This is a genomic window from Cellulomonas soli (assembly GCF_052036975.1).
Taxonomy (GTDB): Bacteria; Actinomycetota; Actinomycetes; order Actinomycetales; family Cellulomonadaceae; genus Cellulomonas; species Cellulomonas soli_A.
This window is the reverse complement of the sequence record NZ_JBQIAR010000014.1, coordinates 35,568-58,630: the sequence shown is the minus strand read 5'-3', so window position 1 is coordinate 58,630 and position 23,063 is coordinate 35,568. Positions and strand designations below refer to the sequence as shown.

Annotated in this window: 20 protein-coding genes; 13 read left to right on the top strand and 7 right to left on the bottom strand. The window is 71.5% G+C overall.

Annotated elements, in window-relative coordinates; translation table 11 throughout:
- The first annotated feature begins 94 nt into the window (after positions 1–94).
- The 4 genes from ACTHAM_RS14185 to ACTHAM_RS14170 all read left to right on the top strand — a co-directional run bounded on the left by ACTHAM_RS14185 (position 95) and on the right by ACTHAM_RS14170 (position 4,953).
- Entirely contained in the window at positions 95–856 is a 762-nt protein-coding gene (locus ACTHAM_RS14185) for an isoprenyl transferase (protein ID WP_440688566.1), read from the top strand.
- A gap of 162 nt (positions 857–1,018) precedes the next feature.
- Positions 1,019–2,398, top strand: a complete 1,380-nt coding sequence (locus ACTHAM_RS14180; protein ID WP_440688666.1) for a PhoH family protein — start codon at positions 1,019–1,021, stop codon at positions 2,396–2,398.
- A 114-nt stretch (positions 2,399–2,512) separates the two neighbouring features.
- Entirely contained in the window at positions 2,513–3,130 is a 618-nt protein-coding gene (locus tag ACTHAM_RS14175; protein WP_440688564.1) for a PadR family transcriptional regulator, read from the top strand.
- Positions 3,127–4,953: an MFS transporter gene (locus tag ACTHAM_RS14170; protein ID WP_440688562.1), complete on the top strand. Its 1,827-nt coding sequence runs from the start codon at positions 3,127–3,129 to the stop codon at positions 4,951–4,953. Before ACTHAM_RS14175 ends, ACTHAM_RS14170 begins: the two co-directional genes overlap by 4 nt.
- Here ACTHAM_RS14170 and ACTHAM_RS14165 read toward each other — a convergent pair.
- The 4 genes from ACTHAM_RS14165 to xseA are packed head-to-tail and all read right to left on the bottom strand — an operon-like array spanning position 4,889 to position 8,566.
- Positions 4,889–6,310 (bottom strand): class II fumarate hydratase, encoded by a 1,422-nt coding sequence (locus tag ACTHAM_RS14165; RefSeq protein WP_440688560.1) that lies wholly within the window; start codon positions 6,308–6,310, stop codon positions 4,889–4,891. The genes ACTHAM_RS14170 and ACTHAM_RS14165 overlap by 65 nt on opposite strands.
- 44 nt (positions 6,311–6,354) lie before the next feature.
- Entirely contained in the window at positions 6,355–7,008 is a 654-nt protein-coding gene (locus ACTHAM_RS14160) for a carbonic anhydrase (protein ID WP_440688558.1), read from the bottom strand.
- Entirely contained in the window at positions 7,005–7,265 is a 261-nt protein-coding gene (locus ACTHAM_RS14155) for an exodeoxyribonuclease VII small subunit (RefSeq protein WP_440688556.1), read from the bottom strand. The genes ACTHAM_RS14160 and ACTHAM_RS14155 overlap by 4 nt, the downstream gene beginning before the upstream one ends.
- 53 nt (positions 7,266–7,318) lie before the next feature.
- Positions 7,319–8,566 carry an exodeoxyribonuclease VII large subunit gene (xseA, locus tag ACTHAM_RS14150; RefSeq protein WP_440688554.1) on the bottom strand — a complete coding sequence of 416 codons (1,248 nt, stop codon included), beginning with the start codon at positions 8,564–8,566 and terminating at the stop codon, positions 7,319–7,321.
- 95 nt (positions 8,567–8,661) lie between these two features.
- Between xseA and ACTHAM_RS14145 the strand changes: the two genes are divergently transcribed.
- Positions 8,662–9,705 carry a 4-hydroxy-3-methylbut-2-enyl diphosphate reductase gene (locus ACTHAM_RS14145; RefSeq protein WP_440688552.1) on the top strand — a complete coding sequence of 348 codons (1,044 nt, stop codon included), beginning with the start codon at positions 8,662–8,664 and terminating at the stop codon, positions 9,703–9,705.
- 59 nt (positions 9,706–9,764) lie between these two features.
- On the opposite strand, the gene rmuC is transcribed toward ACTHAM_RS14145, so the two are convergent.
- Positions 9,765–11,120 carry a DNA recombination protein RmuC gene (rmuC, locus tag ACTHAM_RS14140; protein WP_440688550.1) on the bottom strand — a complete coding sequence of 452 codons (1,356 nt, stop codon included), beginning with the start codon at positions 11,118–11,120 and terminating at the stop codon, positions 9,765–9,767.
- Positions 11,121–11,168: 48 nt separating this feature from the next.
- On the opposite strand from rmuC, the gene ACTHAM_RS14135 reads away from it, so the two are divergent.
- From ACTHAM_RS14135 to ACTHAM_RS14120, 4 genes are read left to right on the top strand one after another with little or no spacing between them, the layout of a single operon-like run.
- Positions 11,169–12,014, top strand: a complete 846-nt coding sequence (locus tag ACTHAM_RS14135; RefSeq protein ID WP_440688548.1) for an ABC transporter ATP-binding protein — start codon at positions 11,169–11,171, stop codon at positions 12,012–12,014.
- Positions 11,990–13,558 (top strand): hypothetical protein, encoded by a 1,569-nt coding sequence (locus ACTHAM_RS14130; protein WP_440688546.1) that lies wholly within the window; start codon positions 11,990–11,992, stop codon positions 13,556–13,558. Before ACTHAM_RS14135 ends, ACTHAM_RS14130 begins: the two co-directional genes overlap by 25 nt.
- Positions 13,559–13,607: 49 nt before the next feature.
- Positions 13,608–14,693, top strand: coding sequence for a redox-regulated ATPase YchF (gene ychF / locus ACTHAM_RS14125; protein ID WP_440688544.1), 1,086 nt, complete (start codon positions 13,608–13,610; stop codon positions 14,691–14,693).
- Positions 14,686–15,042, top strand: coding sequence for a zinc ribbon domain-containing protein YjdM (locus ACTHAM_RS14120; protein WP_440688542.1), 357 nt, complete (start codon positions 14,686–14,688; stop codon positions 15,040–15,042). The genes ychF and ACTHAM_RS14120 overlap by 8 nt, the downstream gene beginning before the upstream one ends.
- 10 nt (positions 15,043–15,052) lie before the next feature.
- Here the strand turns inward: ACTHAM_RS14120 and ACTHAM_RS14115 are convergent, their stop codons facing one another.
- A complete protein-coding gene (locus ACTHAM_RS14115; RefSeq protein ID WP_440688540.1) occupies positions 15,053–15,532 on the bottom strand; it encodes an iron chaperone in 480 nt (159 codons plus the stop codon).
- A 443-nt stretch (positions 15,533–15,975) separates the two neighbouring features.
- Between ACTHAM_RS14115 and ACTHAM_RS14110 the strand changes: the two genes are divergently transcribed.
- The 3 genes from ACTHAM_RS14110 (at position 15,976) to ACTHAM_RS14100 (ending at position 20,620) form a co-directional block, all read left to right on the top strand.
- Positions 15,976–17,769 carry an ABC transporter family substrate-binding protein gene (locus tag ACTHAM_RS14110; protein WP_440688538.1) on the top strand — a complete coding sequence of 598 codons (1,794 nt, stop codon included), beginning with the start codon at positions 15,976–15,978 and terminating at the stop codon, positions 17,767–17,769.
- Between the two features lie 227 nt (positions 17,770–17,996).
- The gene (locus tag ACTHAM_RS14105; RefSeq protein WP_440688536.1) at positions 17,997–19,532 is read left to right on the top strand and encodes an ABC transporter permease subunit; all 1,536 of its coding nucleotides are present in this window, start codon (positions 17,997–17,999) and stop codon (positions 19,530–19,532) included.
- Entirely contained in the window at positions 19,529–20,620 is a 1,092-nt protein-coding gene (locus ACTHAM_RS14100; RefSeq protein ID WP_440688534.1) for an ABC transporter permease, read from the top strand. The genes ACTHAM_RS14105 and ACTHAM_RS14100 overlap by 4 nt, the downstream gene beginning before the upstream one ends.
- 2 nt (positions 20,621–20,622) lie before the next feature.
- Here ACTHAM_RS14100 and ACTHAM_RS14095 read toward each other — a convergent pair whose 3' ends face one another.
- Positions 20,623–21,243, bottom strand: coding sequence for a PH domain-containing protein (locus ACTHAM_RS14095; protein ID WP_440688532.1), 621 nt, complete (start codon positions 21,241–21,243; stop codon positions 20,623–20,625).
- A gap of 26 nt (positions 21,244–21,269) precedes the next feature.
- Between ACTHAM_RS14095 and ACTHAM_RS14090 the strand changes: the two genes are divergently transcribed.
- Positions 21,270–23,057, top strand: a complete 1,788-nt coding sequence (locus tag ACTHAM_RS14090; RefSeq protein ID WP_440688530.1) for an ABC transporter ATP-binding protein — start codon at positions 21,270–21,272, stop codon at positions 23,055–23,057.
- Positions 23,058–23,063: the final 6 nt, after the last annotated feature.

Sequence of the window (23,063 nt, the reverse complement as noted above, 5' to 3'; positions counted from 1 at the left end):
AGGTAGTGCTGTCGACGCATGGATCCGCTCAGGACGACCGTAGTCGAACGGTACGGTGGGGGGCGTCGTCGTCGTCCCACCGAGGAGCCCCCGCGTGCGTCTGCCCCACCCGCTGTACGGGCTGTACGAACGTCGGCTGCGGGGCTCCCTGTCGCCCGACCGCGTGCCGCGGCACGTCGGTGTCATCCTCGACGGCAACCGGCGCTGGGCCCGCGCCCTGGGGCAGTCGACCGCCACCGGGCACCAGCGGGGCGCCGACAAGATCGCCGACCTGCTCGAGTGGAGCGAGGACGTCGGCGTCGAGGTCGTCACGCTGTGGATGCTGTCCACGGACAACATGGCCCGCCCCGCCGAGGAGCTCGAGCCTCTGCTGGCGATCATCGAGGATGCCGTGCGCTCACTCGCCGCGAGCGGGCGCCACCGGGTCCAGGCGGTCGGGTCGCTCGAGCTGCTGCCCCAGCACACGCAGGACGTGCTGCGCGAGGCCGAGCGGGCCACCGCCGACGTGCAGGGCCTGCACGTGAACGTCGCCGTCGGTTACGGCGGCCGCCGCGAGATCGCCGACGCGGTCCGCGCGTTCCTGCGCGAGCACGCCGACGCCGGGTCGAGCCTGGACGAGCTGGCGGAGGCGTTCGACGTCGAGCACATCGCGCAGCACCTGTACACCAAGGGGCAGCCGGACCCCGACCTCGTCATCCGCACGTCCGGCGAGCAGCGGCTCGGCGGGTTCCTGCTGTGGCAGAGCGCGCACTCGGAGTTCTACTTCTGCGAGGCCTACTGGCCGGACTTCCGCCGGGTCGACTTCCTGCGCGCGGTCCGCGCCTACGGCGACCGCGAGCGCCGGATGGGCCGCTGACCGACCCGGCACGGGGGTCTGTGTGACGCGCAGGTGAACACTCGCGACACGCGCGGTGTGTGACGTAGGTCATGTCGGAGCCCCGGCGTACGTTCCCGGTAAGAGGGCGGCGCCCGCCGCCTGGGATCCAGGGGAGCTGCCGTGGCCAGCACCGCGCACGACATGGACGAGTCCCGCACCTCGATCGACCACCCGAGCGACACCCCGACGGCGGCCCCCGACGGCCGCCGTACGCATGTGCTGGACACCTCCGTGCTGCTGTCCGACCCGCGGGCGCTGCTGAGGTTCGCCGAGCACGACGTGGTGATCCCCGTGGTGGTGATCACCGAGCTCGAGGCCAAGCGCCACCATGCCGAGCTCGGGTACTTCGCCCGGTCCGCGCTGCGCCTGCTCGACGACCTGCGGATCCGGCACGGGCGCCTGGACGCGGCGCTGCCGATCACCCCCGAGGGCGGCACGTTGCGTGTCGAGCTGAACCACACGGACCCGACCGCGCTGCCCGCGGGGTTCCGGCTCGGGGACAACGACAGCCGGATCCTGGCGGTGGCCGCCAACCTCGCGGCCGAGGGTCACGACGTCACGGTGGTGTCCAAGGACCTGCCGATGCGGGTCAAGGCCTCCGCGGTGGGCCTGCGCGCCGAGGAGTACCGCGCCGAGCTGGCGGTCGACTCCGGCTGGACCGGGATGGATGCGCTGGACCTGACCGAGCAGCAGATGGCCGACCTGTGGGAGCACGAGTCGGTGCCCCTGGCCGACGTCGACCTGCCGCTGGGCCCCGGGGGCACGGTGCCCGAGCTGCCCTGCCACACCGGTCTGGTGCTGCACAGCCCGCGGGGTTCGGCACTGGGGCGGGTCACGCCCGACAAGCACGTGCAGCTGGTGCGCGGCGACCAGGACGTGTTCGGGGTGCACGGGCGCAGCGCCGAGCAGCGCATCGCGATCGACCTGCTGCTCGACGAGGAGATCGGCATCGTCTCGCTCGGCGGGCGCGCGGGCACCGGCAAGTCCGCGCTCGCGCTGTGCGCCGGGTTGGAGGCCGTCCTCGAGCGCCGCCAGCACAGCAAGATCATGGTGTTCCGCCCCCTGTACGCCGTGGGTGGCCAGGAGCTGGGGTACCTGCCCGGCTCCGAGGCCGAGAAGATGAACCCGTGGGCGCAGGCGGTGTTCGACACCCTGGGGGCCTTGGTCGGCAAGGAGGTCGTCGAGGAGATCCTCGACCGTGACGTGCTCGAGGTCCTGCCGCTGACGCACATCCGCGGGCGGTCGTTGCACGACGCGTTCGTGATCGTCGACGAGGCCCAGTCGCTCGAGCGCAACGTGCTGCTCACGGTGATGTCCCGCATCGGGCAGAGCTCGCGCGTGGTGCTCACGCACGACGTCGCCCAGCGTGACAACCTGCGGGTGGGGCGGCACGACGGTGTCGCGGCGGTCATCGAGGCGCTCAAGGGCCACCCGCTCTTCGCGCACGTCACACTGACCCGTTCGGAGCGCTCGCCGGTGGCCGCCCTGGTCACGGAGATGCTGGAGGGCATCGAGGTCTGAGCCCGCGCGCGGCCGGGCCCGTCTGGACGGCACGGCGTCCGCCTGCCTATATTCCGGTCGGAATAGTCAGGTCGGAACACAGGAGGCGGCGCCGTGCCCGCAGAGCTGTCAGCCGTGGCAGTCCTCGCCCTCGCGCTGCTGCACGAGCGGCCCATGCACCCCTACCAGGTGCACCAGACCCTGACCCGGCGGGGCGACACCCGGCTCGTGCGGGTCAACCCCGGTGCCGTCTACCACGCGGTCGAACGCCTCGAGCGTGACGGGCTCGCCCGGACCGTCGGCACCGACCGCGACGGCCGCCGACCCGAACGCACCACCTACGAGATCACGCCGGCCGGCCGGGAGGCGTTCGCCGACCGCGTGCGCGGGATGCTCGGCGAGGACCACCCCGCCTACCCGCTGTTCACGGTCGGGCTCGCCGAGTGCCACGAGCTGCCCGAGCCCGACGTGACGGACGCCCTGACCAGGCGACACGCACGGATCGCCGCCCGCCTCGACGAGATGCTGCACCGCTACCACGGCATCCGCGACCGCGGCCTGCCCCGCCACTACCTGCTCGACGTCGAGTACGAGATCGCGCACCTGCGCACCGAGCTCGACTGGCTGCAGCGCACGCTGCACGAGCTGACCACCCGCGCGCTCGACTGGGACGCCCCGCTGCCCGAGCACCTCGTGCAGGCAGCGCGCACCCTGGACCCGGACGCCCCCACCCCCACGGAGACCCCACGATGACCACACCCGCCCCCGCCGCCGATCCCGGCGCGCAGCCCGCCGCGGCACCCGTGCCCCGCGCACTCGTCGACCTGCACGGTCGCAGCCCCTGGAGCATCCTGCCCCCGCTGTGCCTGGGCTTCTTCATGATCATGGTCGACACCACGATCGTGAACATCGCCGTCCCCACGCTGGTCTCCAGCTTCGACGCCAGCCTGACGGCCGTCGGCTGGGTCAACAGCGCCTACCTGCTCACGTTCGCCGTGCTGCTGCTGGTGACCGGCAGGCTCGGCGACACGTTCGGGCCACGCCCCGTGTTCGTCGTCGGCCTGGTCGTCTTCACGCTCTCGTCGCTGTGGTGCGGGCTGTCGGGCACCATCGAGATGCTCGTCGTGGCCCGCGCCGTCCAAGGGGTCGGCGGTGCGCTCATGACACCGCAGACCATGTCGATGATCACCCGGGTCTTCCCGCCGCAGCAGCGCGGCGCGGCCATGGGCATCTGGGGTGCCGTCGCCGGGGTCGCCACGATCACCGGGCCGGTGCTCGGCGGGCTGCTCGTGGAGACCGTCGGCTGGGAGTGGATCTTCTTCGTCAACATCCCCGTCGGCGTCGTGGCACTCGTGCTCGCCGTGCGGCGGTTGCCCGCCCTCGAGCGGCACACCCGCTCGTTCGACGGCGTCGGCGTGGTCCTGTCCGTGGTGGGCATGTTCCTGCTGGTCTTCGGCATCCAGGAGGGTGCGACCTACGACTGGGGAACCATCACCGGACCTGTCACCGTGTGGTCCGTCATCGTCGCCGGGCTGCTCGTGCTGGTCGGCTTCGTGCTGTGGCAGCGGCACCGCGGCCCGGATGCGTTGCTCCCGCTGACCCTGTTCCACCGCCGCAACTTCTCGCTGTCCAACGTGGCCGGCGCCGCCGTGTCCTTCGCGATGATCGGCATCTTCTTCCCGCTGACCCTGTTCCTGCAGTCGGTGCTCGGGCTCTCGCCGTTGGGCGCCTCGCTGGTGAACCTGCCCGGGTCGGTCATCTCCGGCGTCGTGGCCCCGTTCGCGGGGCGGCTGTCCGACCGGGTGCCCGGCAAGTGGGTCGTCGCCAGCGGGTTCACCTTCCTGACGATCTCCGTGGTGTGGCTGTCCGTGCTGGTGGAGCCGGGGCTGGCCACCTGGCAGGTGCTGCCGCCGATGGTCGTCTTCGGGCTCGGCACCGGCTGCCTGTTCTCGCCGTTGGCGAACCTGGCCACCGCGGGCCTCGACCACCGCACGGCCGGTGCCGGTGCGGGCGCGTTCAACACCACGCGGCAGATCGGCGGGGTCATCGGGTCGGCCGCGATCGTCGCGATGCTCACCTCGCGGCTGGCCAGCACCATCCCCGCCGCCGCGCAGGACGCCGCCGCCGCACTGCCCGAGGCCTTCCGTCAGCCGTTCGTCGACGGGTTCGCGCAGGCCGACGCCTCGGCGTTCTCCGGCGGCGCCGGGGGAGGGTTGACCCTGCCCGACACCGTGCCGGCCGACGTGGCCGCCCAGGTCCAGCAGGTCGCGCTCGACGCGGTGCACACCGGCTTCGCCACCGCGGTCGGTCAGACGTTGCTGCTCGCAGCGGCGGTGCTGGTGCTCGGACTGGTGGCTGCGCTGGCCATGCGGGGCACCCGCCCGCACGCCCACGGGCCGGTGGCTGCGGCCGCCGACGTCACGCCGTCGACCGCCGCCACCGCAGCCGGTGCAGGTACCGGTGCGGGCCCCGCCGCTTCCGGTGAGGAGCCCGCAGAAGGGTCCGCGGTGCTCAGCCCTTCGGCGGGCGCGTCATCGACAGGACGTCCAGCGCCGCGTCGAGCTGGTCGAGCGTGAGGTCACCGCGCTCGACGTAGCCCAGGTCGAGCACCGCCTGGCGGACCGTGATGCCCTTCTTCACCGCGTGCTTGGCGATCGCGGCGGCCGCCTCGTAGCCGATCACCCGGTTCAGCGGTGTCACGATCGACGGCGAGGACTCCGCGTACGCCCGGGCGCGGCCCTCGTTGGCCACCAGCCCGGCCACGGTCTTGTCGGCCAGCACGGTGGCGGCGTTCGACAGCAGGCGGATCGACTCCAGCACCGCCGAGGCGATCACGGGGATCTGCACGTTCAGCTCGAACGCGCCGCTCGCCCCCGACCACGCCACCGTCGCGTCGTTGCCGATGACCCTCGAGGCCACCATGAGCACCGCCTCGGGGATCACCGGGTTGACCTTGCCGGGCATGATCGACGAGCCGGGCTGCAGGTCCGGGATCGCGATCTCACCCAGACCCGTGTTCGGGCCCGAGCCCATCCAGCGCAGGTCGTTGCAGATCTTGGTCAGGCTCACCGCGATGGTGCGCAGCGCTCCCGAGAGCTCGACCAGCCCGTCGCGTGAGGACTGCGCCTCGAAGTGGTCGCGTGCCTCGCTCAGCGGCAGACCCGTGTCCTCCACCAGCAGCGCGATGACCCGCTGCGGGAACCCGGCCGGCGTGTTGATGCCGGTGCCGACCGCGGTGCCACCCAGGGGCACCTCGGCTGCGCGGGGCAGGGCGGACTGCAGGCGTTCCACGCCGTAGCGGACCGCCGCGGCGTACCCGCCGAACTCCTGCCCGAGCGTCACCGGTGTGGCGTCCATCAGGTGGGTGCGCCCGGACTTGACCACCCCCGACCAGTCCTCGCTCTTCTCCTCGAGCTCGGCGGCCAGGTGCAGCAGCGCCGGGATCAGGTCGTTCACGACGCCGGCCGTGGCCGCCACGTGCACCGAGGTGGGGAACACGTCGTTGGACGACTGCGAGGCGTTCACGTGGTCGTTCGGGTGCACGGCGGCGCCCAGGACCCGCGAGGCCAGCGTGGCCAGCACCTCGTTGGTGTTCATGTTCGAGCTCGTGCCCGAACCGGTCTGGTAGACGTCGACCGGGAAGTGCGCGTCGTGGACGCCCGAGGCGACCTCGTCGGCCGCGGTGACGATCGCCTCGGCGATGTCCTGCGGCAGGACGCCCAGCTCGGCGTTCGCCCGCGCGGCGGCCTTCTTGATCCGGGCCAGCGCCTCGATGTGCCCGCGCTCCAGGCGACTGCCCGAGATCGGGAAGTTCTCCACCGCGCGCTGCGTCTGCGCCCGGTAGAGAGCGGCGGCCGGAACCCGGACCTCGCCCATGGTGTCGTGCTCGATACGGAACTCGGTCCCCTCGTCGGGACCCGTCACGGAGGTCATTCCGCCATCCTGCCCCATGACCTGCGGCGCAGGGGCGAGTCGGCTCACTCGATGGTGCCGACGGCCTCCGTCAGCTGCACACGGCCGTCCGCGAGCGTGTACTCGACGCCCACGATCGCGCACCGGCCCTCGGCGATCGCCTCGGCCAACGACACCGAGTAGCCCTGCAGCATCTGCACCGTGTGGCGCACGTGCTCGTGCCCGAGCGTGGCGGCGTCGACGCTGGCCATGCCGGCACCGTCGGGCCCGTGCAGGTTGACGATGCTGGGGATGACCCGGTCGACGACGGCGCGGACGAACCCGCGCGGCAGCTCGCCGTGCTGCAGGGCGGCCGTCGCGGCGGCCACCGCACCGCAGCTGTCGTGCCCGAGCACCACGACCAGCGGGGCGCCGAGCACCTCGACGCCGTACTCGATGGACCCGATCACGGTGGTGTCGAGCACGTGACCGGCCGTGCGTACCACGAACGCGTCGCCGAGGCCCTGGTCGAAGATGATCTCGGCGGCCACACGCGAGTCCGAGCAGCCGAAGATCACCGCGAACGGGTACTGCGCGGCCGACAGCTGCGCGCGTCGGTCGATGCCCTGCGAGGGGTGCAGCATCTCGCCGCGCACGAACCGGGCGTTGCCTTCCAGCAGAGCCGCCCAGGCCTGCGCCGGGGTGGTCGGGCGGGACTCGTCGGTGACCGGGCCGCTCATGCCTGCTCCTCGTCGGACGGGCCGTCGGCGGCGGACGCGCGAGCGCCCTCCAGTCGGGCGCGCGCTCCGTCGAGCCATTCCTGGCAGCGGGCGGCGAGCGCCTCGCCGCGCTCCCAGAGGGCCAGGGACTCCTCGAGGGAGTCCGCACCGGACTCGAGGCGGGCGACGACGGAGACGAGCTCGTCGCGCGCCTGCTCGTAGCTGAGCGCGGCGATCTCGGCAGGGACGTCGGGTGTGGGGGTGATCGACGTGGGCACGGGCACAGTCAACCAGGCGACACCGACGCGGCCGCGCCCAGAGGCCCGCCGTCTCAGTCCGCGGAGCCCTCGACGACCTGCGCCGCGAGCTCCCCGCGGGCCACCCGCACGCGCAGCCGGTCGCCCGCCTCCACGTCACCGGGGTCGCGCACCACGTGCCCGTCGGTGCGCTGCACCACGGCGTAGCCGCGCTCGAGCGTCGCCGCCGGCGACAGTGCGCGCACCTGCGCGGCCAGGCGCGACGTCTCGGCGCGGGCGTGCAGCACCGCCTCGTCCAGCACGCGGCGTCCTGCGTCACGCAGACCGTGCAGCGCCCGCTCGTGCGGGTCGACGAGGGTCGCGGGGCTGGCGAGCACGGGGCGGCTGCGCCAGTGGTCGAGCGCGTGCTGCTCCCGTGCGAGGCGCTGGCCGAGCGCATGGCGCGTGCGCTGGCGGGCCTGCTGCAGGCGTGCCCGCTCCTCGGTGACGTCGGGCACGATCCGCTTGGCGGCATCCGTCGGCGTCGAGGCACGCAGGTCGGCCACCAGGTCGAGCAGCGGTGCGTCCAGGTGGTGCCCGATGGCCGAGACCAGCGGGGTGCGGCACGCCGCCGCGGCACGTACCAGCGCCTCGTTGCTGAACGGGAGCAGGTCCTCGAACGACCCACCGCCCCGCGCCACGACGATGACCTCGACCCGCGGGTCGGCGTCGAGCTCGGCGATCGCGGCGGTCACCTCGGGCACGGCCCGGGGCCCCTGCACGGTCACGCGGCGGATCTCGAACTGGACGGCGGCCCACCGGGCGCGCGCGTTGGAGACCACGTCGTGCTCGGCATCCCCCTGCTGCGCGCACACCAGCCCCACCACGGCCGGCAGGAACGGCAGCGGCCGCTTGCGCGCCGGGTCGAACAGGCCCTCGGCCCCCAGGACGCCCTTGAGGTGCTCGATCCGCGCCAGCAGCTCGCCCAGCCCCACGAGGCGCACCTCGTCCGCGGCGAACGTCAGGTCGCCCTTCTTGGCGTGGAACCGCGGCCGTGCGTGCACCACCAGGTGCGAGCCGTCGGCCAGCCGGTCGGCCACCGGTCCGATGGCGGAGGCCGGGGCGGTCACCGACAGCGACATGTCCAGGTCGGTGTCGCGCAGCGTCAGGAAGTACAGCGAGTTCCACCGCTTGAGGTTGAGCACCTGCCCCTCGACCCACACCGGCGGCATGCGCGCGATGTAGTCGGCGATCTTGGGGGCCAGGTGCCGCACAGGCCACGGGCGGTCGGCGGTGGTGTCGGCCGCCTTGACGGGCAGTGCGACGACGGGGTCCGTGCTCACGGGGACAAGCGTGCCCCACGACGCCCACAGCACCGGCACGCCCCGCGCACGTGACCCCCGCAGGGCCTCGGCGGGGAGCCACCTAGACTTGCCCGGTGACCTCCACGACCAGCACCCCGGCCCGCAAGCGTGTGCTCCTCGCGGCGCCACGCGGCTACTGCGCCGGTGTCGACCGCGCGGTCGTCGCGGTCGAGAAGGCGCTCGAGCACTACGGCGCCCCCGTGTACGTGCGCAAGGAGATCGTGCACAACAAGTACGTCGTGGAGACCCTCGCCTCGCGCGGCGCGGTCTTCGTGGACGACACCGACGAGGTGCCCGAGGGTGCGCGTGTGGTGTTCTCCGCGCACGGCGTCTCACCCGCGGTGCGCGCAGCCGCCGCGTCCCGGTCGCTGCAGACGATCGACGCGACGTGCCCGTTGGTGACGAAGGTGCACAAGGAAGCCGTGCGGTTCGCGGCCGACGACTACGAGATCCTGCTCATCGGGCACGACGGCCACGAGGAGGTGGAGGGTACCCAGGGCGAGGCGCCCGACCACATCCAGGTCGTCAACTCCCCGGAGGCGGTCGACGAGGTCGTGGTGCGTGACCCCGAGAAGCTCGTGTGGATCTCGCAGACCACGCTCTCGGTGGACGAGACCATGGAGACGGTCCGTCGGTTGCGCGAGCGGTTCCCCCACCTGCAGGACCCGCCCTCGGACGACATCTGCTACGCGACGCAGAACCGTCAGGTCGCCGTGAAGAAGCTCGCCCCCGCCTGCGACGTGGTCATCACCGTCGGCTCGGCGAACTCCTCGAACTCCGTGCGGCTGGTCGAGGTCGCGCTCGACGCCGGTGCCCGCAGCTCCTACCGGGTCGACCGGGCGGCGGACATCGACCCGGCGTGGCTGGTCGGGGCGAGCACCGTCGGCGTGACCTCGGGCGCCTCCGTGCCGGAGATCCTCGTGCGTGACGTGCTGGACCTGCTCGCCGCCGCGGGCTTCGAGGACGTCGAGGAGGTGCGCACGGCGACCGAGGACCTCATGTTCTCGCTGCCGCGTGAGCTGCGCGCCGACCTGCGTGCCGGTGGTGCGGAGCCGGAGCGTCGGCCCGGCCGCCCGCGGCGTGAGGGGCGCACCGCGATCGACGTGCAGACCGTCTGACCGGCGCGCGAGCGTCGCCCGGGGCTCGTGCAGGCCCCGGCACGGGAGAGCCGCGCGACTCAGGCGTCCGCGGCCTCGTGCCGGCGATCGGGCACCCGTTCGGGCAGCGGCACGACCTGCTCGCTCACCGAGGCCAGCAGCTCCGGGGCGCTCACGGCGGACAGCTGGGGGTTCACCGGGGGAGGGGTGGGCAGCTCGCCGTCGACCACGTCGAGCGCCGCGAACCGCCGTGCGCTGACCAGCACCCGGGTCTCCAACGACGACACGGTCTGGTTGTAGGCGCCGGCCGCCGCATCGAGCGAACGGCCCAGACGGGCCAGGTGCGAGCCCATCGTCGCCAGCCGTCCGTGCAGCTCCTTGCCGAGGGTGAGCACCGCCTGGGCGTTCTCCGCCAGCGCGTCCTGGCGCCAGGCGTAGGCCACGGTGCGCAGCAGCGCCAGCAGGGTCACCGGCGTGGCGATGACGACGTTGCGCTCGAAGGCGTACTCGATCAGCGACGGGTCCTGCTCCACGGCCGCGTGCAGGAACGACTCGGCCGGCACGAACATCACGACGAACTCCGGCGCCGGCGCGAACTGGTCCCAGTACCTCTTGGCAGCCAGGTCGTCGACGTGCTTGCGCACGTGCCGGGCGTGCGCCGCCAGCCGGGCGGTGCGCTCGGTCTCGTCCTCGGTCTGCGCCGCCTCCAGGAACCCCAGGAACGCGACCTTCGCGTCGACCACCACGTTCTTGCCGCCGGCGAGCTTGACCACCATGTCGGGGCGCAGCAGGCCGTCGTCCGTGCGGACCTGCTCCTGCTCGACGAAGTCGACGTGCGCGAGCATGCCCGCGGACTCCACCACGCGCCGCAGCTGCAGCTCGCCCCAGCGTCCGCGCACCTGCGAGGAGCGCAGGGCCGTGACGAGCTGGGCGGTCTGCAGGCGCAGGTGCTCGGACTCCGCACGCATCGCACGCACCTGCTCACCGACCGCGGCCTGGCCCGCCGCACGGGCCTGCTCGGCGTGCGAGAGCTGGGTGCGCACCTGCTCGAGCGTCGTGGCCAACGGCTCGACCATCGCCCGCACGGCCTGCTCGCGCTGGGCGAGCTCGCCCACCTGCGTCTGGTGGCTGGCCGCCAGCCGCTGGTGCGCCAGGGCCAGGAACTGCTCGGAGCTGGTGGTCAGCGCATCGGCCGCCAGAGCCCGGAACTGCTCGGACAGCCGTGCGCCGTCGGCCTGCGCGTCGGCCGCGCGCTGCGTGGCCAGCGCCCGTTCGGCGTCGAGCCGTGCCCGCAGCTCGACGGCCTCGATCTCGGCGGCACGCACGCGACGCTCGGCCGTGCGTGTGGCACGCGACGTGCCCACCACGACGCCGGCCCCGAGCCCGAGCGCGGCCCCGACCAGCACGCCGACCAGCACAGCCACTGCGATATCCATGCCCGAACCCTGCCAGGCAGCACCCACACCTGCTCCTATGCTGGCCGGATGCCGCCCGTCGAGATCCCCCCGCCCCCTGCACGTGGTTCGGGTGAGACGGCCGCTGCACCCGCCCCGACCGCCCCCGCGGCGGTCCCGCCCGCCCTCGAGCTGCGCGGTCTGTGGAAGCGCTTCGGGAACAAGATCGCCGTCGCCGGCGTCGACCTCGTCGTGCCCGCCGGCTCCTTCTTCGGCCTGGTCGGCCCCAACGGCGCGGGCAAGACGACCTCGCTGTCCATGGCCACCGGCCTGCTGGCGCCGGACTTCGGCACGGTGCTCGTGCACGGACGCGACCTGTGGGCCGACCCCATCGGCGTCAAGGGCATGCTGGGTGTGCTGCCCGACGGAGTGCGGCTGTTCGACCGGCTGACCGGAGCCCAGCTGATCACCTACGCCGGCCTGCTGCAGGGCCTCGACCGCGAGACCGTCGCCGCCCGGACCCACGACCTGCTGGGCGCCCTCGACCTGCGCGGCGACGCCGACACGCTGGTCGTCGACTACTCCGCGGGCATGACCAAGAAGATCGCCCTGGCCTGCGCGCTCGTGCACGCCCCGAGGCTGCTCGTCCTCGACGAGCCGTTCGAGGCGGTCGACCCGGTCTCCGCGGCCAACATCCGCGACCTGCTGGCCGGCTACGTGCGCTCGGGCGGGTCGGTCATCGTGTCCTCGCACGTCATGGACCTCGTGCAGCGCATGTGCGACCACGTCGCCGTGATCGCGGCCGGCCACGTCCTGGCCGCCGGCACGGTCGACGAGGTGCGCGGCGACGCCAGCCTCGAGGACCGGTTCGTCGAGCTCGTGGGCGGGCGTGTGGGCGGGGAGGGGCTGGCGTGGTTGCGCACCTCGTCGCTCTGAAGCTGACCCTGCTGCGCAACGGGCTGCGGCGCAGCACCTGGCAGGTCGTGGGGCTCGCCTTCGGTGCGTTCTACGGCCTGGGCATCCTCGCCGTCGTCGCACCCAGCGCGGTCGCGCTGAGCATGCAGGACATCGCGTTGCAGCGTGACCTCACCGTGCTGCTCGGCGGGCTGCTCGTGCTCGGCTGGTGGGTGGTGCCGCTCGCCGCGTTCGGCGTGGACGCGACCCTCGACCCGATGCGCTTCGCCACGTTCGCGATCCCGCGCCGGTCGCTGATCGCGGGGCTGTCCGTGGCGGCCCTCGTCGGCATCCCCGGGGTGGTCACCGCGTTCGTCGTGCTGGCGTTGTCCGGCGTGTGGTGGCGCACTCCGGCCGCGCTCGCGGTCGCCGTGCCGGCGGCCGTGATCAGCCTCGCGCTGTGCGTCGTGGGTTCGCGGGCGATCACGACCCTGCTGGCCCGGGTGGTGGCGCGCCGCCGGGTGCGCGAGCTGACGGCCGTGGTCGCCGTGCTCCCCGTGATGTTCCTCGGACCGATCATGTCCGGCGTGGGCGAGGCCGGCGTCAGCCTGTCCGCCTCGGGCGGTGTGATGACCAGGGCCGCGGACGTGGTCGGCTGGACTCCGGTCGGTGCCCCGTGGGCCGCGGCGGGCGAGGCGGCCGCCGGTCGCCCGGGGTCCGCCGCGCTGCACCTGCTGGTGGCCGTCGGCTCGCTCGTGGTGCTCGCACTCGTGTGGGACCGTGCGCTCGGCCACGCGCTGGTCCACCCCGCGCACGACACCGTCGCCGGGCACAAGCGCGGCACGGGCATGTTCGGTCGGCTGCCGGCCACCCCGCTCGGGGCGGTCGTGGCCCGTTGCCTGACCTACTGGGTGCGTGACCCCCGGTACGCGGCCTCCGTGGCGACCGTGCCGCTCGTGCTGGTGGCCCTGTGGTTCGCCGGCATCGACGGGTCGGGCCTGCTGCTGGCCGGCCCGTTCGTGGCGTTCCTGCTGGGGTGGAGCATCTCCGCGGACGTCGCCTTCGACGGGACCGCGTTCTGGACGCACGTCGCCGCACCGCTGCCCGGCCGGACGGACCGCTGGGGGCGTGCCCTGGCCGCGCTGCTGGTCGTGGGCCCTGCGGCGCTGGCGGTGGCGGTCGGCAGCACCCTGGTCGTCGGGCGTCCCGAGTCGTTGCCGGCCGTGCTGGGCGCGACCACCGGCATCCTGCTGACCGCGCTGGGTGGTTCGAGCGTGACCTCGGCGATGGTGGTCTACCCGGTGCAGGAGCCCGGCCAGAACCCGTTCTCCACGCGCCAGGGTGCCTCGATGGCGGCGTTCACCTCGCAGCTGGCGGGATGGTCGGCGATCGCGGTCCTGAGTGCGCCGACCATGGTGCTCGGGGGGTTCGCCGTGCTGCGCGACATGCCGGCGCTCGGCTGGGCGACCCTCGTGCTCGGCCCCGCGCTGGGTGCGACGCTCCTGGTCGTCGGAGTCCGCGTGGGTGGGCGTGCGCTGGACCGCAACGCACCCGACCTCCTCACCCGGGTGCGGTCGTTCACCTGAGCGGACCCGTGGCCGGTGGGCGAGGGGCGCGCCCGTAGACTTGTCGCCCGTGGCACTCACCATCGGCATCGTCGGCCTGCCCAACGTCGGCAAGTCCACCCTCTTCAACGCCCTGACGCGTGCGTCGGTGCTCGCGGCGAACTACCCGTTCGCCACGATCGAGCCCAACGTCGGCGTGGTGCCGCTGCCGGACCCTCGGCTGCAGACGCTCGCCGGGATCTTCGGCTCGGAGCGGATCCTGCCCGCCACGGTGTCGTTCGTCGACATCGCCGGGATCGTCAAGGGTGCCTCCGAGGGTGAGGGCCTGGGCAACAAGTTCCTGGCGAACATCCGTGAGGCCGAGGCGATCTGCCAGGTCACCCGCGCGTTCGCAGACCCCGACGTGGTGCACGTCGACGGCCGGGTCTCACCCAAGGACGACATCGAGACCATCAACACCGAGCTGATCCTGGCCGACCTGCAGACGCTGGAGAAGGCCGTCCCGCGCCTGGAGAAGGAGGTCCGCGCGAAGAAGGCCGACGCCGCGCTGCTGGCCGCCGCCCAGGCCGCGCAGGCCGTGCTCGAGCAGGGCCAGACCCTGTTCCAGGGCGCCAAGGCCGCCGGTATCGACCCCGAGCAGCTGGCCCAGCTGCAGCTGATGACCGCCAAGCCGTTCATCTACGTGTTCAACACCGACGACGCCGGTCTGGCCGACACCGCCCTGCAGGACGAGCTGCGCGCGCTGGTCGCCCCCGCCGACGCGGTGTTCCTCGACGCCAAGTTCGAGTCCGAGCTCGTCGAGCTCGAGCCCGAGGAGGCCAAGGAGATGCTCGCCGACAACGGCCAGGACGAGGCCGGCCTGGACCAGCTCGCCCGGGTGGGCTTCCACACCCTGGGCCTGCAGACGTACCTGACGGCCGGGCCCAAGGAGGCTCGCGCCTGGACGATCCACCAGGGCTGGACCGCCCCCCAGGCGGCCGGTGTGATCCACACCGACTTCCAGAAGGGCTTCATCAAGGCCGAGGTCATCTCGTTCCAGGACCTCGTCGACGCCGGTTCCGTCGCGGCGGCCCGCGCGGCCGGCAAGGCCCGTATCGAGGGCAAGGACTACGTGATGGTCGACGGCGACGTGGTGGAGTTCCGGTTCAATGTCTGACCAGCTGCCGCCCTGCCCGCAGTGCACCGAGGAGTACACGTACGAGAACGGCGCGCTGCTCGTGTGCCCGATGTGCGGCCACGAGTGGTCGCCCGACGAGGGCGACGACGTCCCGCAGGGCGCCGTGATCCGTGACGCGGTGGGCAACGTGCTCGCCGACGACGACACGGTGACCGTGGTGAAGGACCTGAAGGTCAGCGGCGCCGGCGGCGGGGTCATCAAGGTCGGCACGAAGGTCCGAGGCATCCGACTCATCTCCGACGGCGTGGGCGACCACGACATCGACGCGACGGTTCCCGGCTTCGGCCGCATGCAGCTCAAGTCGAGCGTCGTGAAGAAGGTCGGCTGAGGACACCGGCTCAGCCGCAGGCCCGCACCACCAGCTCGCGTACGCGCTGCTCCTCGGCCTGGCCCAGCTCGACCAGTGCGAAGGCTGCCGGCCACATCCCGCCGTCGTCGAGCTGGGCCACGTCGTTGAACCCGAGGGTGGCGTAGCGGGCCTTGAACTTGCTCGCGGGTTGGAAGAAGCACAGGACCTTGCCGTCCTTGGCATAGGCGGGCATGCCGTACCAGAGGCGAGGCGTGAGACTCGGTGCGTGCGCGCGGACGATCTCGTGCACCCGGGTGGCCATGGCGCGGTCGGGCTCCGGGAGCTCGGCGATCTTCGCGCGGACCTCGGCGTCGGGGTCCACGCCGTCTGCGCCCGTGGCACGCCGCCTGCCGGCCCGCACCTCCTGCGCCCGCTCCTTGATCGCGGCACGTTCCTCGGCGGTGAAGCCGTCCGCGCCCTCCTCTCTGGTTCCTGTGGTGCCACTCGTGCGCCGTTGCGTCGTGCTCATGCCGTGCTCCTCGTGAGGTCCGCAGGTGCTGGTGACGCCCACGCTAGGAGGCCGTGCCGGGCACAGGCTTCTTCGATCCTGACCGATGGCGCGCAGGCCTCGGAGGGTGCCCGGACGGCCCCACCCGCGGGCCGTGTCGCGGCGCTTATAGCAGAGCACGCGCGTCGGGGTCTTGGATCTGAGACGATCGGGCTGCTCCCCGAACGGCGTAGCCATGTAAACAGCATGTTTCCGCCAGGTTCCGTCTCGCATCCTGGACCATACCCACCAGTATCAATCGGGTAACGATCAGGGGCGGAGGGGCTCACAGGTCCGATATGCCCGGGGTTCCGTGGCTAGCGTGGCAACACTCACGGCGGACGTCCGTGCATGGCCCGACGAACCGGCAGCTGCCGGTGGTGGGGCCAGCGGGCCGAGCGTCCACCACCTTCCCAGGAGGAACATTGAAGATCAGGCGAATCACGGCGGGAGTTGCCGCACTCGCGGCGGGCGCACTCGTGCTGACCGCGTGCACCAACAGCCCGACCGACGAGGCCACCGCCTCCACCCCGGCCACGACCACCACCGGTGGCACGGTGACCGTCTCGGAGACCAACGAGTTCTTCTCGTTCAACCCCTCGACGGCCAACGGCAACACCGACATCAACTCGAAGATCTCGCTCGCGACGAACTCGCACCTGTACTACATCGACGACGAGCTGAAGGTTCAGCACGACGAGTCCTTCGCCACCACGGAGAAGCTCAGCGACGACCCGCTGACGGTGAAGTACACGATCAACGAGGGCAAGAAGTGGTCCGACGGCGAGCCGATCGACGCTGATGACCTGGTCCTCGCCTGGGCCGTGTTCTCCGGCTACTACGCCGACGCCACCTACGACGACGCCGGCGAGGTCATCTCGGGTCAGCCTTACTTCTCCTACGCGGGCTCGACGCTGGGCCTCGGTCTGACGGAGTTCCCCGAGATCGGTGACGACAACCGCAGCATCACGCTGACGTACTCCAAGCCGTTCTCCGACTGGGAGGTCGCGCTCGACCTCGACCGGCCGGCGCACGTGGTCGCCAAGGGTGCCGGTCTGGCCGACGGTGCCGCGCTGCTCGACCTGTTCACGAAGACCGCCAAGGGCGACCCGGCCATGCCGGTCGACAACCCGGAGCTGAAGGCCGTCGCGGACTTCTACAACACGGGCTTCGACTACACGACGCTCCCGTCCGACCCGGGCCTGTACCTGTCGAGCGGCCCGTACATCGTCTCCGACGTCGTCGAGAGCCAGTCGGTCACCCTCGTCCCGAACGAGACGTACGACGGCGACCTGACGCCGAAGCTCGACCAGATCGTCGTCCGCACGATCGGTGACCCGTCTGCCGCCATCCAGGCGCTGCAGAACGGTGAGGTCGACGTGGTCTCGCCGCAGGCGAACGCCGACACGCTGGCCGCGCTCGAGGCCGTCCCGGACGCCACCGTGCACCAGGGTCTGCAGCTCGCGTTCGACCACATCGACCTGAACAGCACCGGCGTGTTCGCCGACCCGAAGGTCCGTGAGGCCTTCCTCAAGGTCATCCCGCGTCAGGCGATCCTCGACGCGATCATCGTCCCGCTGGCGCCCGACGCCGAGGTCCTCAACTCGGTCCTCTTCGTCCCCGCCCAGGAGGACGGCTACGCCGCCACCGTCGAGAGCAACGCGTTCCCGCAGTTCACGGAGCCCGACATCGAGGGCGCCAAGGCCCTGCTCGCCGAGGCCGGCTACGACGGCACCCCGGTGCGGATCCTCTACAACGTCAACAACCCGAACCGCGTCGACGCGTTCAAGCTCATCCAGGCCTCGGCCACGGAGGCGGGCTTCGTCGTCGAGGACCAGGGCGACGCCAAGTGGGGCTCGCGCCTCGGTGACGGGTCGTACGACGCGTCGATCTTCGGCTGGATCAACTCGGGCGTCGGCGTCTCCGGCGTCCCGCAGATCTACGGCACCGGTCAGGCCTCGAACTTCAACCAGGTGTCGTCCCCGCAGGCCGACGCCCTGATGGAGGAGCTGATCAGCACCATCGACCCCGACACCCAGGTTGACCTGCAGGTCGAGATCGAGAAGCTCCTCTCGGAGACCTACACCACGCTGCCGTTCTTCCAGAGCGTGGGCGTCGACGCGGTCTCCTCGCGCGTCGTGGGCATCGACACCTACAACCCCAACCAGAACGGTGTCTGGTGGAACGTGTGGGAGTGGTCGGTCAACGACAACGCCTGAGCAGTGACCCGGTGATGCCGGGTCCGTCCCACGGGGCGGGCCCGGCATCACGCCGACCGAGGGTGCAGGGAGCCCCGCACGCGGGTGCGACCTGCACCCGCGGTGTGTCCGGACCCCGTACGGGGCGCCCGGAGCGGTGCGCGAGGCGGTATTACAGCAAGGTCACGACAGTGCCCTAGACTCGCGCCACCCGTCTGTCCCCACCCCAAGACCATGCAAAGAAGCCGATGACGAACTACATCCTTCGGCGGTTGCTCGCGTCCGTGCTGATCCTGCTGGGCGCGTCGTACATCGTCTACCTGCTCATCGCGTACTCGGACGACCCCCTTGCCGAGCTGCGCGCCAGCAACGACCCGGGCAAGCAGGCGAAGATCGCCACGCGCACCGAGATGCTGAACCTGGACGTCGCACCGCCACTGCGGTACTTCATCTGGTTCCGTGGTGCCGCCCAGTGCGTCGTGCCGTTCGTCGGCAAGTGCGACCTCGGTGTCACGCTGCAGAACCAGCCGGTCACCGCCGCGCTCGGCGCGGCCATCCCGACCACGCTGCGCTTCGTGACGGCGGCCGTGCTGCTCGCCATCGTCATCGGCATCACGATCGGTGTGATCACGGCGCTGCGGCAGTACAGCACGCTGGACTACTCCGTCACCTTCGTGACCTTCCTCTTCTTCTCGCTGCCGGTGTTCTGGGTCGCGGTGCTGCTCAAGGAGTTCGGGGCCATCCGGTTCAACGACTTCCTGGCCGACCCGTACATCTCGAACACCGCGATACTCGTGATCTCCCTGGTCGCCGGTGCGCTGTGGGCCGTGGTCATCTCCGGCTCGTGGCGTCGGCGCGGTATCGCGTTCGGCATCGGGGCCCTGGTGACAGGTGTCGTCCTCTACGCGCTGTCGGCGACGCGGTGGTTCACCACGCCGTCGCTCGGTGTCGTGGTGATCGCCCTGACGGGCGTGGCCATCGCCTACGGTGCGACTGCCCTGCTGGCTGGTCTGCAGAACCGTCGTGCGCTGTACGCCTCCCTGATCAGCGTGGCCCTGGCCGTCGTCGCGTACTTCGCGCTGGGGTCGCTGCTCGACATCGCCTCCGTCTGGACCATCGTGTTCCTGGGGATCGCGGCGGTCGTCGTCGGGTGGCTGATCGGGCGGTTCATGGGTGGTTTCGACCCGGTGCAGTCGGCCAAGGCCTCGGCCCTGACGTCGTTCGCCGTGGCCGGGCTGGTGCTCATCGACCGGTTCATGCAGGCCTGGCCGGAGTACTTCAAGCTCACGCGCGGACGCCCGATCGCCACGATCGGCTCGGAGACCCCCAACCTCTCCGGTGACCTGTGGGTGACGGGGCTGGACAACTTCACGCACGTGCTGCTGCCGACCCTCGCCCTCATCCTCATCTCGGTGGCCACCTACACCCGGTACTCGCGGGCCTCGATGCTCGAGGTCATGAGTCAGGACTACGTGCGCACGGGCCGTGCGAAGGGCCTGTCCGAGCGGGTCGTCATCACCCGGCACGCGTTCCGCAACGCCCTCATCCCGCTCGCCACGATCGTCGCCATCGACATCGGCGCGATCATCGGCGGCGCGGTCATCACCGAGCGCGTCTTCTCCTGGAAGGGCATGGGCCAGCTCTTCATCCAGGGTGTCATCAACGTCGACCCGAACCCCGTGATGGGCGTCTTCATCGTCACGGGCATCGCCGCCGTCACGTTCAACCTCGTCGCCGACCTCTGCTACTCGGCGCTCGACCCCCGAGTGAGGGTGAAGGCATGACCACGATCCTCGAGAACACCGCCGACGTCCCGCCCGGTGAGGTCGCGCCGGGGCCTGACGAGACGAAGGGCCTGAGCCAGGGACGCATCGTCCTCAAGCGCTTCCTCGGCCACCGTGCCGCGATGGTCAGCATCGTCGTCCTGGCGATCGTCGTCGTCCTCGCGATCACGTCGATCGGCGTCGGGCCGATCTCCGGCTGGTGGAAGTACACCTACACGGAGAACCCGCCCCTGGTGAACGGCGGCAAGCCGACGATGACGCTGTGGCCGCTGTCCTTCGGTGACCACCCGTTCGGCCAGGACCGTGTCGGCGGTGACCTGTTCGCGCAGACGATGCGCGGCACGCAGATCTCGATGACCATCATGATCATCGTGGGTGCGCTTGCCTCGCTGGTCGGCGTCCTGATCGGTGCGTCTGCGGGCTACTTCCGCGGCTGGGTCGAGGCCGTGCTCATGCGGTTCACCGACATGATCATCATCATCCCGGCGCTCATCGCGGCGGCGGTCGTCGCCAAGGGAGCCCGAGGGATCGTCCTCCTCGGTGTGTTCCTCGGCTTCGTGTCGTGGATGGGCATGGCGCGACTCGTGCGCGGTGACTTCCTCTCGCTGCGTGAGCGCGAGTTCGTCGACGCCGCGCGCCTGGCCGGCGCGTCGAACCGACGGATCATCTTCAAGCACATCCTGCCGAACGCGATCGGCGTGATCACGGTCAACGCCACGCTGCTGATGTCGGCGGCGATCCTCACCGAGACGGCCCTGAGCTACGTGCAGCTCGGTGTGAAGAGCCCGGACGTGTCGCTCGGCAAGCTGATCAGCGACAACCAGGCGGCGTTCTCCACCCGCCCGTGGCTGTTCTGGTTCCCGGGTCTGTTCATCATCCTCATCTGCCTCACGATCAACTTCATCGGCGACGGTCTGCGCGACGCGTTCGACCCGCGCCAGAAGAAGATCTCGCTGCGTCGGGTCGCCGAGGCGGCGCCGATGCCCGGCCGCGAGAAGGGTGTGGCCGCGCGGGTGACGCCGGCGATCGCCCCGACGGCGGACGAGCCGCCGGAGCCCGCGGACGAGGCAGGGCGCGAGCGCCCGTGAGCTCAGAGCTGTGCGAGCACCAGGCCGAGGAGCACTCCGCCGGCCACCGTCGCGAGCAGGGGCAGGTGCCAGGTGGACACGCACGGCGTGCTCTCCGCCTCACCCTGCTCCACCGCGCCGGACTCGACCAGGTCGGCCCAGCGTCGGCGCACCTGTGCGGCGGCGACTCCCGAGGGAGCCGAGAGCATGTCGCCGAAGCCCACCGCACCCTTGCTGTCGTACGTCGAGGCGGGCAGGCCCGCCAGGTCCTGGTGCCCCGACGAGGCCAGCTCGTGGCGGCCCGGCCCGGGTGCCGCCCAGGCGCGCACCTGGCCGGTCGGGGTGACGAGCGTCAGCGAGTAGCGGGTGCGGACGTCGATCAGGGCGCCCCACGGCACGCGCACGGTGCGCAGCGGGTTGACCACGAGCACGCCCTGGTCGTCCACGTCGACGCGCGGCAGCCAGAACACCATCCAGGCCAGCACCATCACGGCCACGGCCCAGGGCAGTGCGCGCAGCAGGCCTCCGGGGCCGGCGGTCACGCCGTAGCCGGCGGTCGTGCCGAGCGCCATGGCCCAGACGCCACCGACCCACCACGCCCCCGTGCGAGGTCGGTACGACCAGATGTCCTTCGTAGCAGGCATGTCCGCATGATCTCAGGAGCAGCACGATGACCCCAACGAGCAGCAAGACGCCCGTCCTGCAGGTGCGTGGCCTCTCGGTCGACTTCGCGGTCGACCGGCGCTGGGTCCCCGCCGCGGTCGATCTCGACTACGACGTGGCCGCCGGCGAGGTGCTGGCGATCGTCGGCGAGTCCGGTTCGGGCAAGTCGGTCAGCTCCATGGCGATCCTCGACCTGCTGCCCAAGAACGCCCGGGTGCGCGGGAGCATCAAGCTCAACGACCTGGAGCTGCGCGGTCTGCCCGCGGCCAAGATGCGCGAGGTCCGCGGCAACGAGATCGCGATGATCTTCCAGGAGCCCATGACGGCCCTCAACCCGGTCTACACGATCGGGTACCAGATCATCGAGACGCTGCGGCTGCACTCGATGATGTCGCCGGAGGCGGCGCGCGAACGTGCCATCGAGCTGCTCACCCTGGTCGAGCTGCCCGACCCGGAGAAGGCGTTCCGCTCCTACCCGCACCAGCTCTCGGGCGGTCAGCGCCAGCGCGCGATGATCGCGCAGTCGCTGTCGTGCGACCCGGCGCTGCTGATCGCCGACGAGCCCACGACCGCCCTCGACGTGACCGTGCAGGCCGAGATCCTCGACCTGATGCGCAACCTGCGCGACCGGCTCGACTCGGCCATCATCCTCATCACCCACGACATGGGCGTCGTCGCCGACCTGGCCGACCGGATCGCGGTCATGCGCTACGGCGTCATCGTCGAGGCGGGGACGGCCGACCAGATCTTCTCCGCGCCGCAGCACCCGTACACGCAGGAGCTGCTGGCCTCCGTGCCGCACCTGGGTGGGCCCGAGATCGACCTCACCGCCTCGCTCGCCTCGGTGACCCACGCGGAGAACCTCGTGGTCGACGTGGACCCCGCCGAGCTCGCCCGCCGCGAGCAGGAGAACGCCCGACGTCTGGCCGAGGCCCACGCGCGCGACGCCGAGCGCGCCGCCCTGCGAGGTGCGCCGGTCCTGGAGCTGCGCGACGTCGCGATCGAGTATCCCAAGCAGGGTCGGATGCCGGCTTTCCGTGCGGTCGAGGGTGCCAATCTCACGATCCACGCGGGCGAGGTCGTCGGCCTGGTCGGCGAGTCGGGTTCGGGCAAGACGACCATCGGCCGTGCGGCCGTGGGTCTGCTCCCCGTCGTCGAGGGCCAGCTGCGGGTGACCGGTGTCGACCTGACCAAGCCCGACCGCAAGACGCTGACGCAGCTGCGCCGCCGGGTCGGCATGGTGTTCCAGGACCCGTCCTCCTCGCTCAACCCCCGTCTGCCGATCGGCGAGAGCATCGGCGAGCCGCTGTTCCTCGCGGGTGAGGCCAAGGGCGAGGCCCTGCAGCGTCGGATCGAGGAGCTGCTCGACCAGGTCGAGCTGCCGCGTTCCTACCGCAACCGGTACCCGCACGAGCTGTCCGGTGGGCAGAAGCAGCGCGTGGGCATCGCCCGTGCCATCGCGCTCAAGCCCGAGCTGCTCGTCGCCGACGAGCCGACCTCGGCCCTCGACGTCTCGGTGCAGGCGCACGTGCTCGAGCTGCTGCAGGAGCTGCAGCGGGAGTTCCAGTTCGCCTGCCTGTTCGTCACGCACGACCTCGCGGTCGTCGACGTGCTGGCCGACCGGATCGTCGTCATGAGCCGTGGCCGCGTGGTCGAGGAGGGTTCGCGCGACGCGATCCTGCGCAACCCGCAGGAGCCGTACACGCAGCGGCTCATCGCCGCGGTGCCGCTGCCCAACCCGACGAAGCAGCGGGAGCGCCGCGAGCTGCGGGCCATGCTGATCGAGAAGTCGTGACGCGCT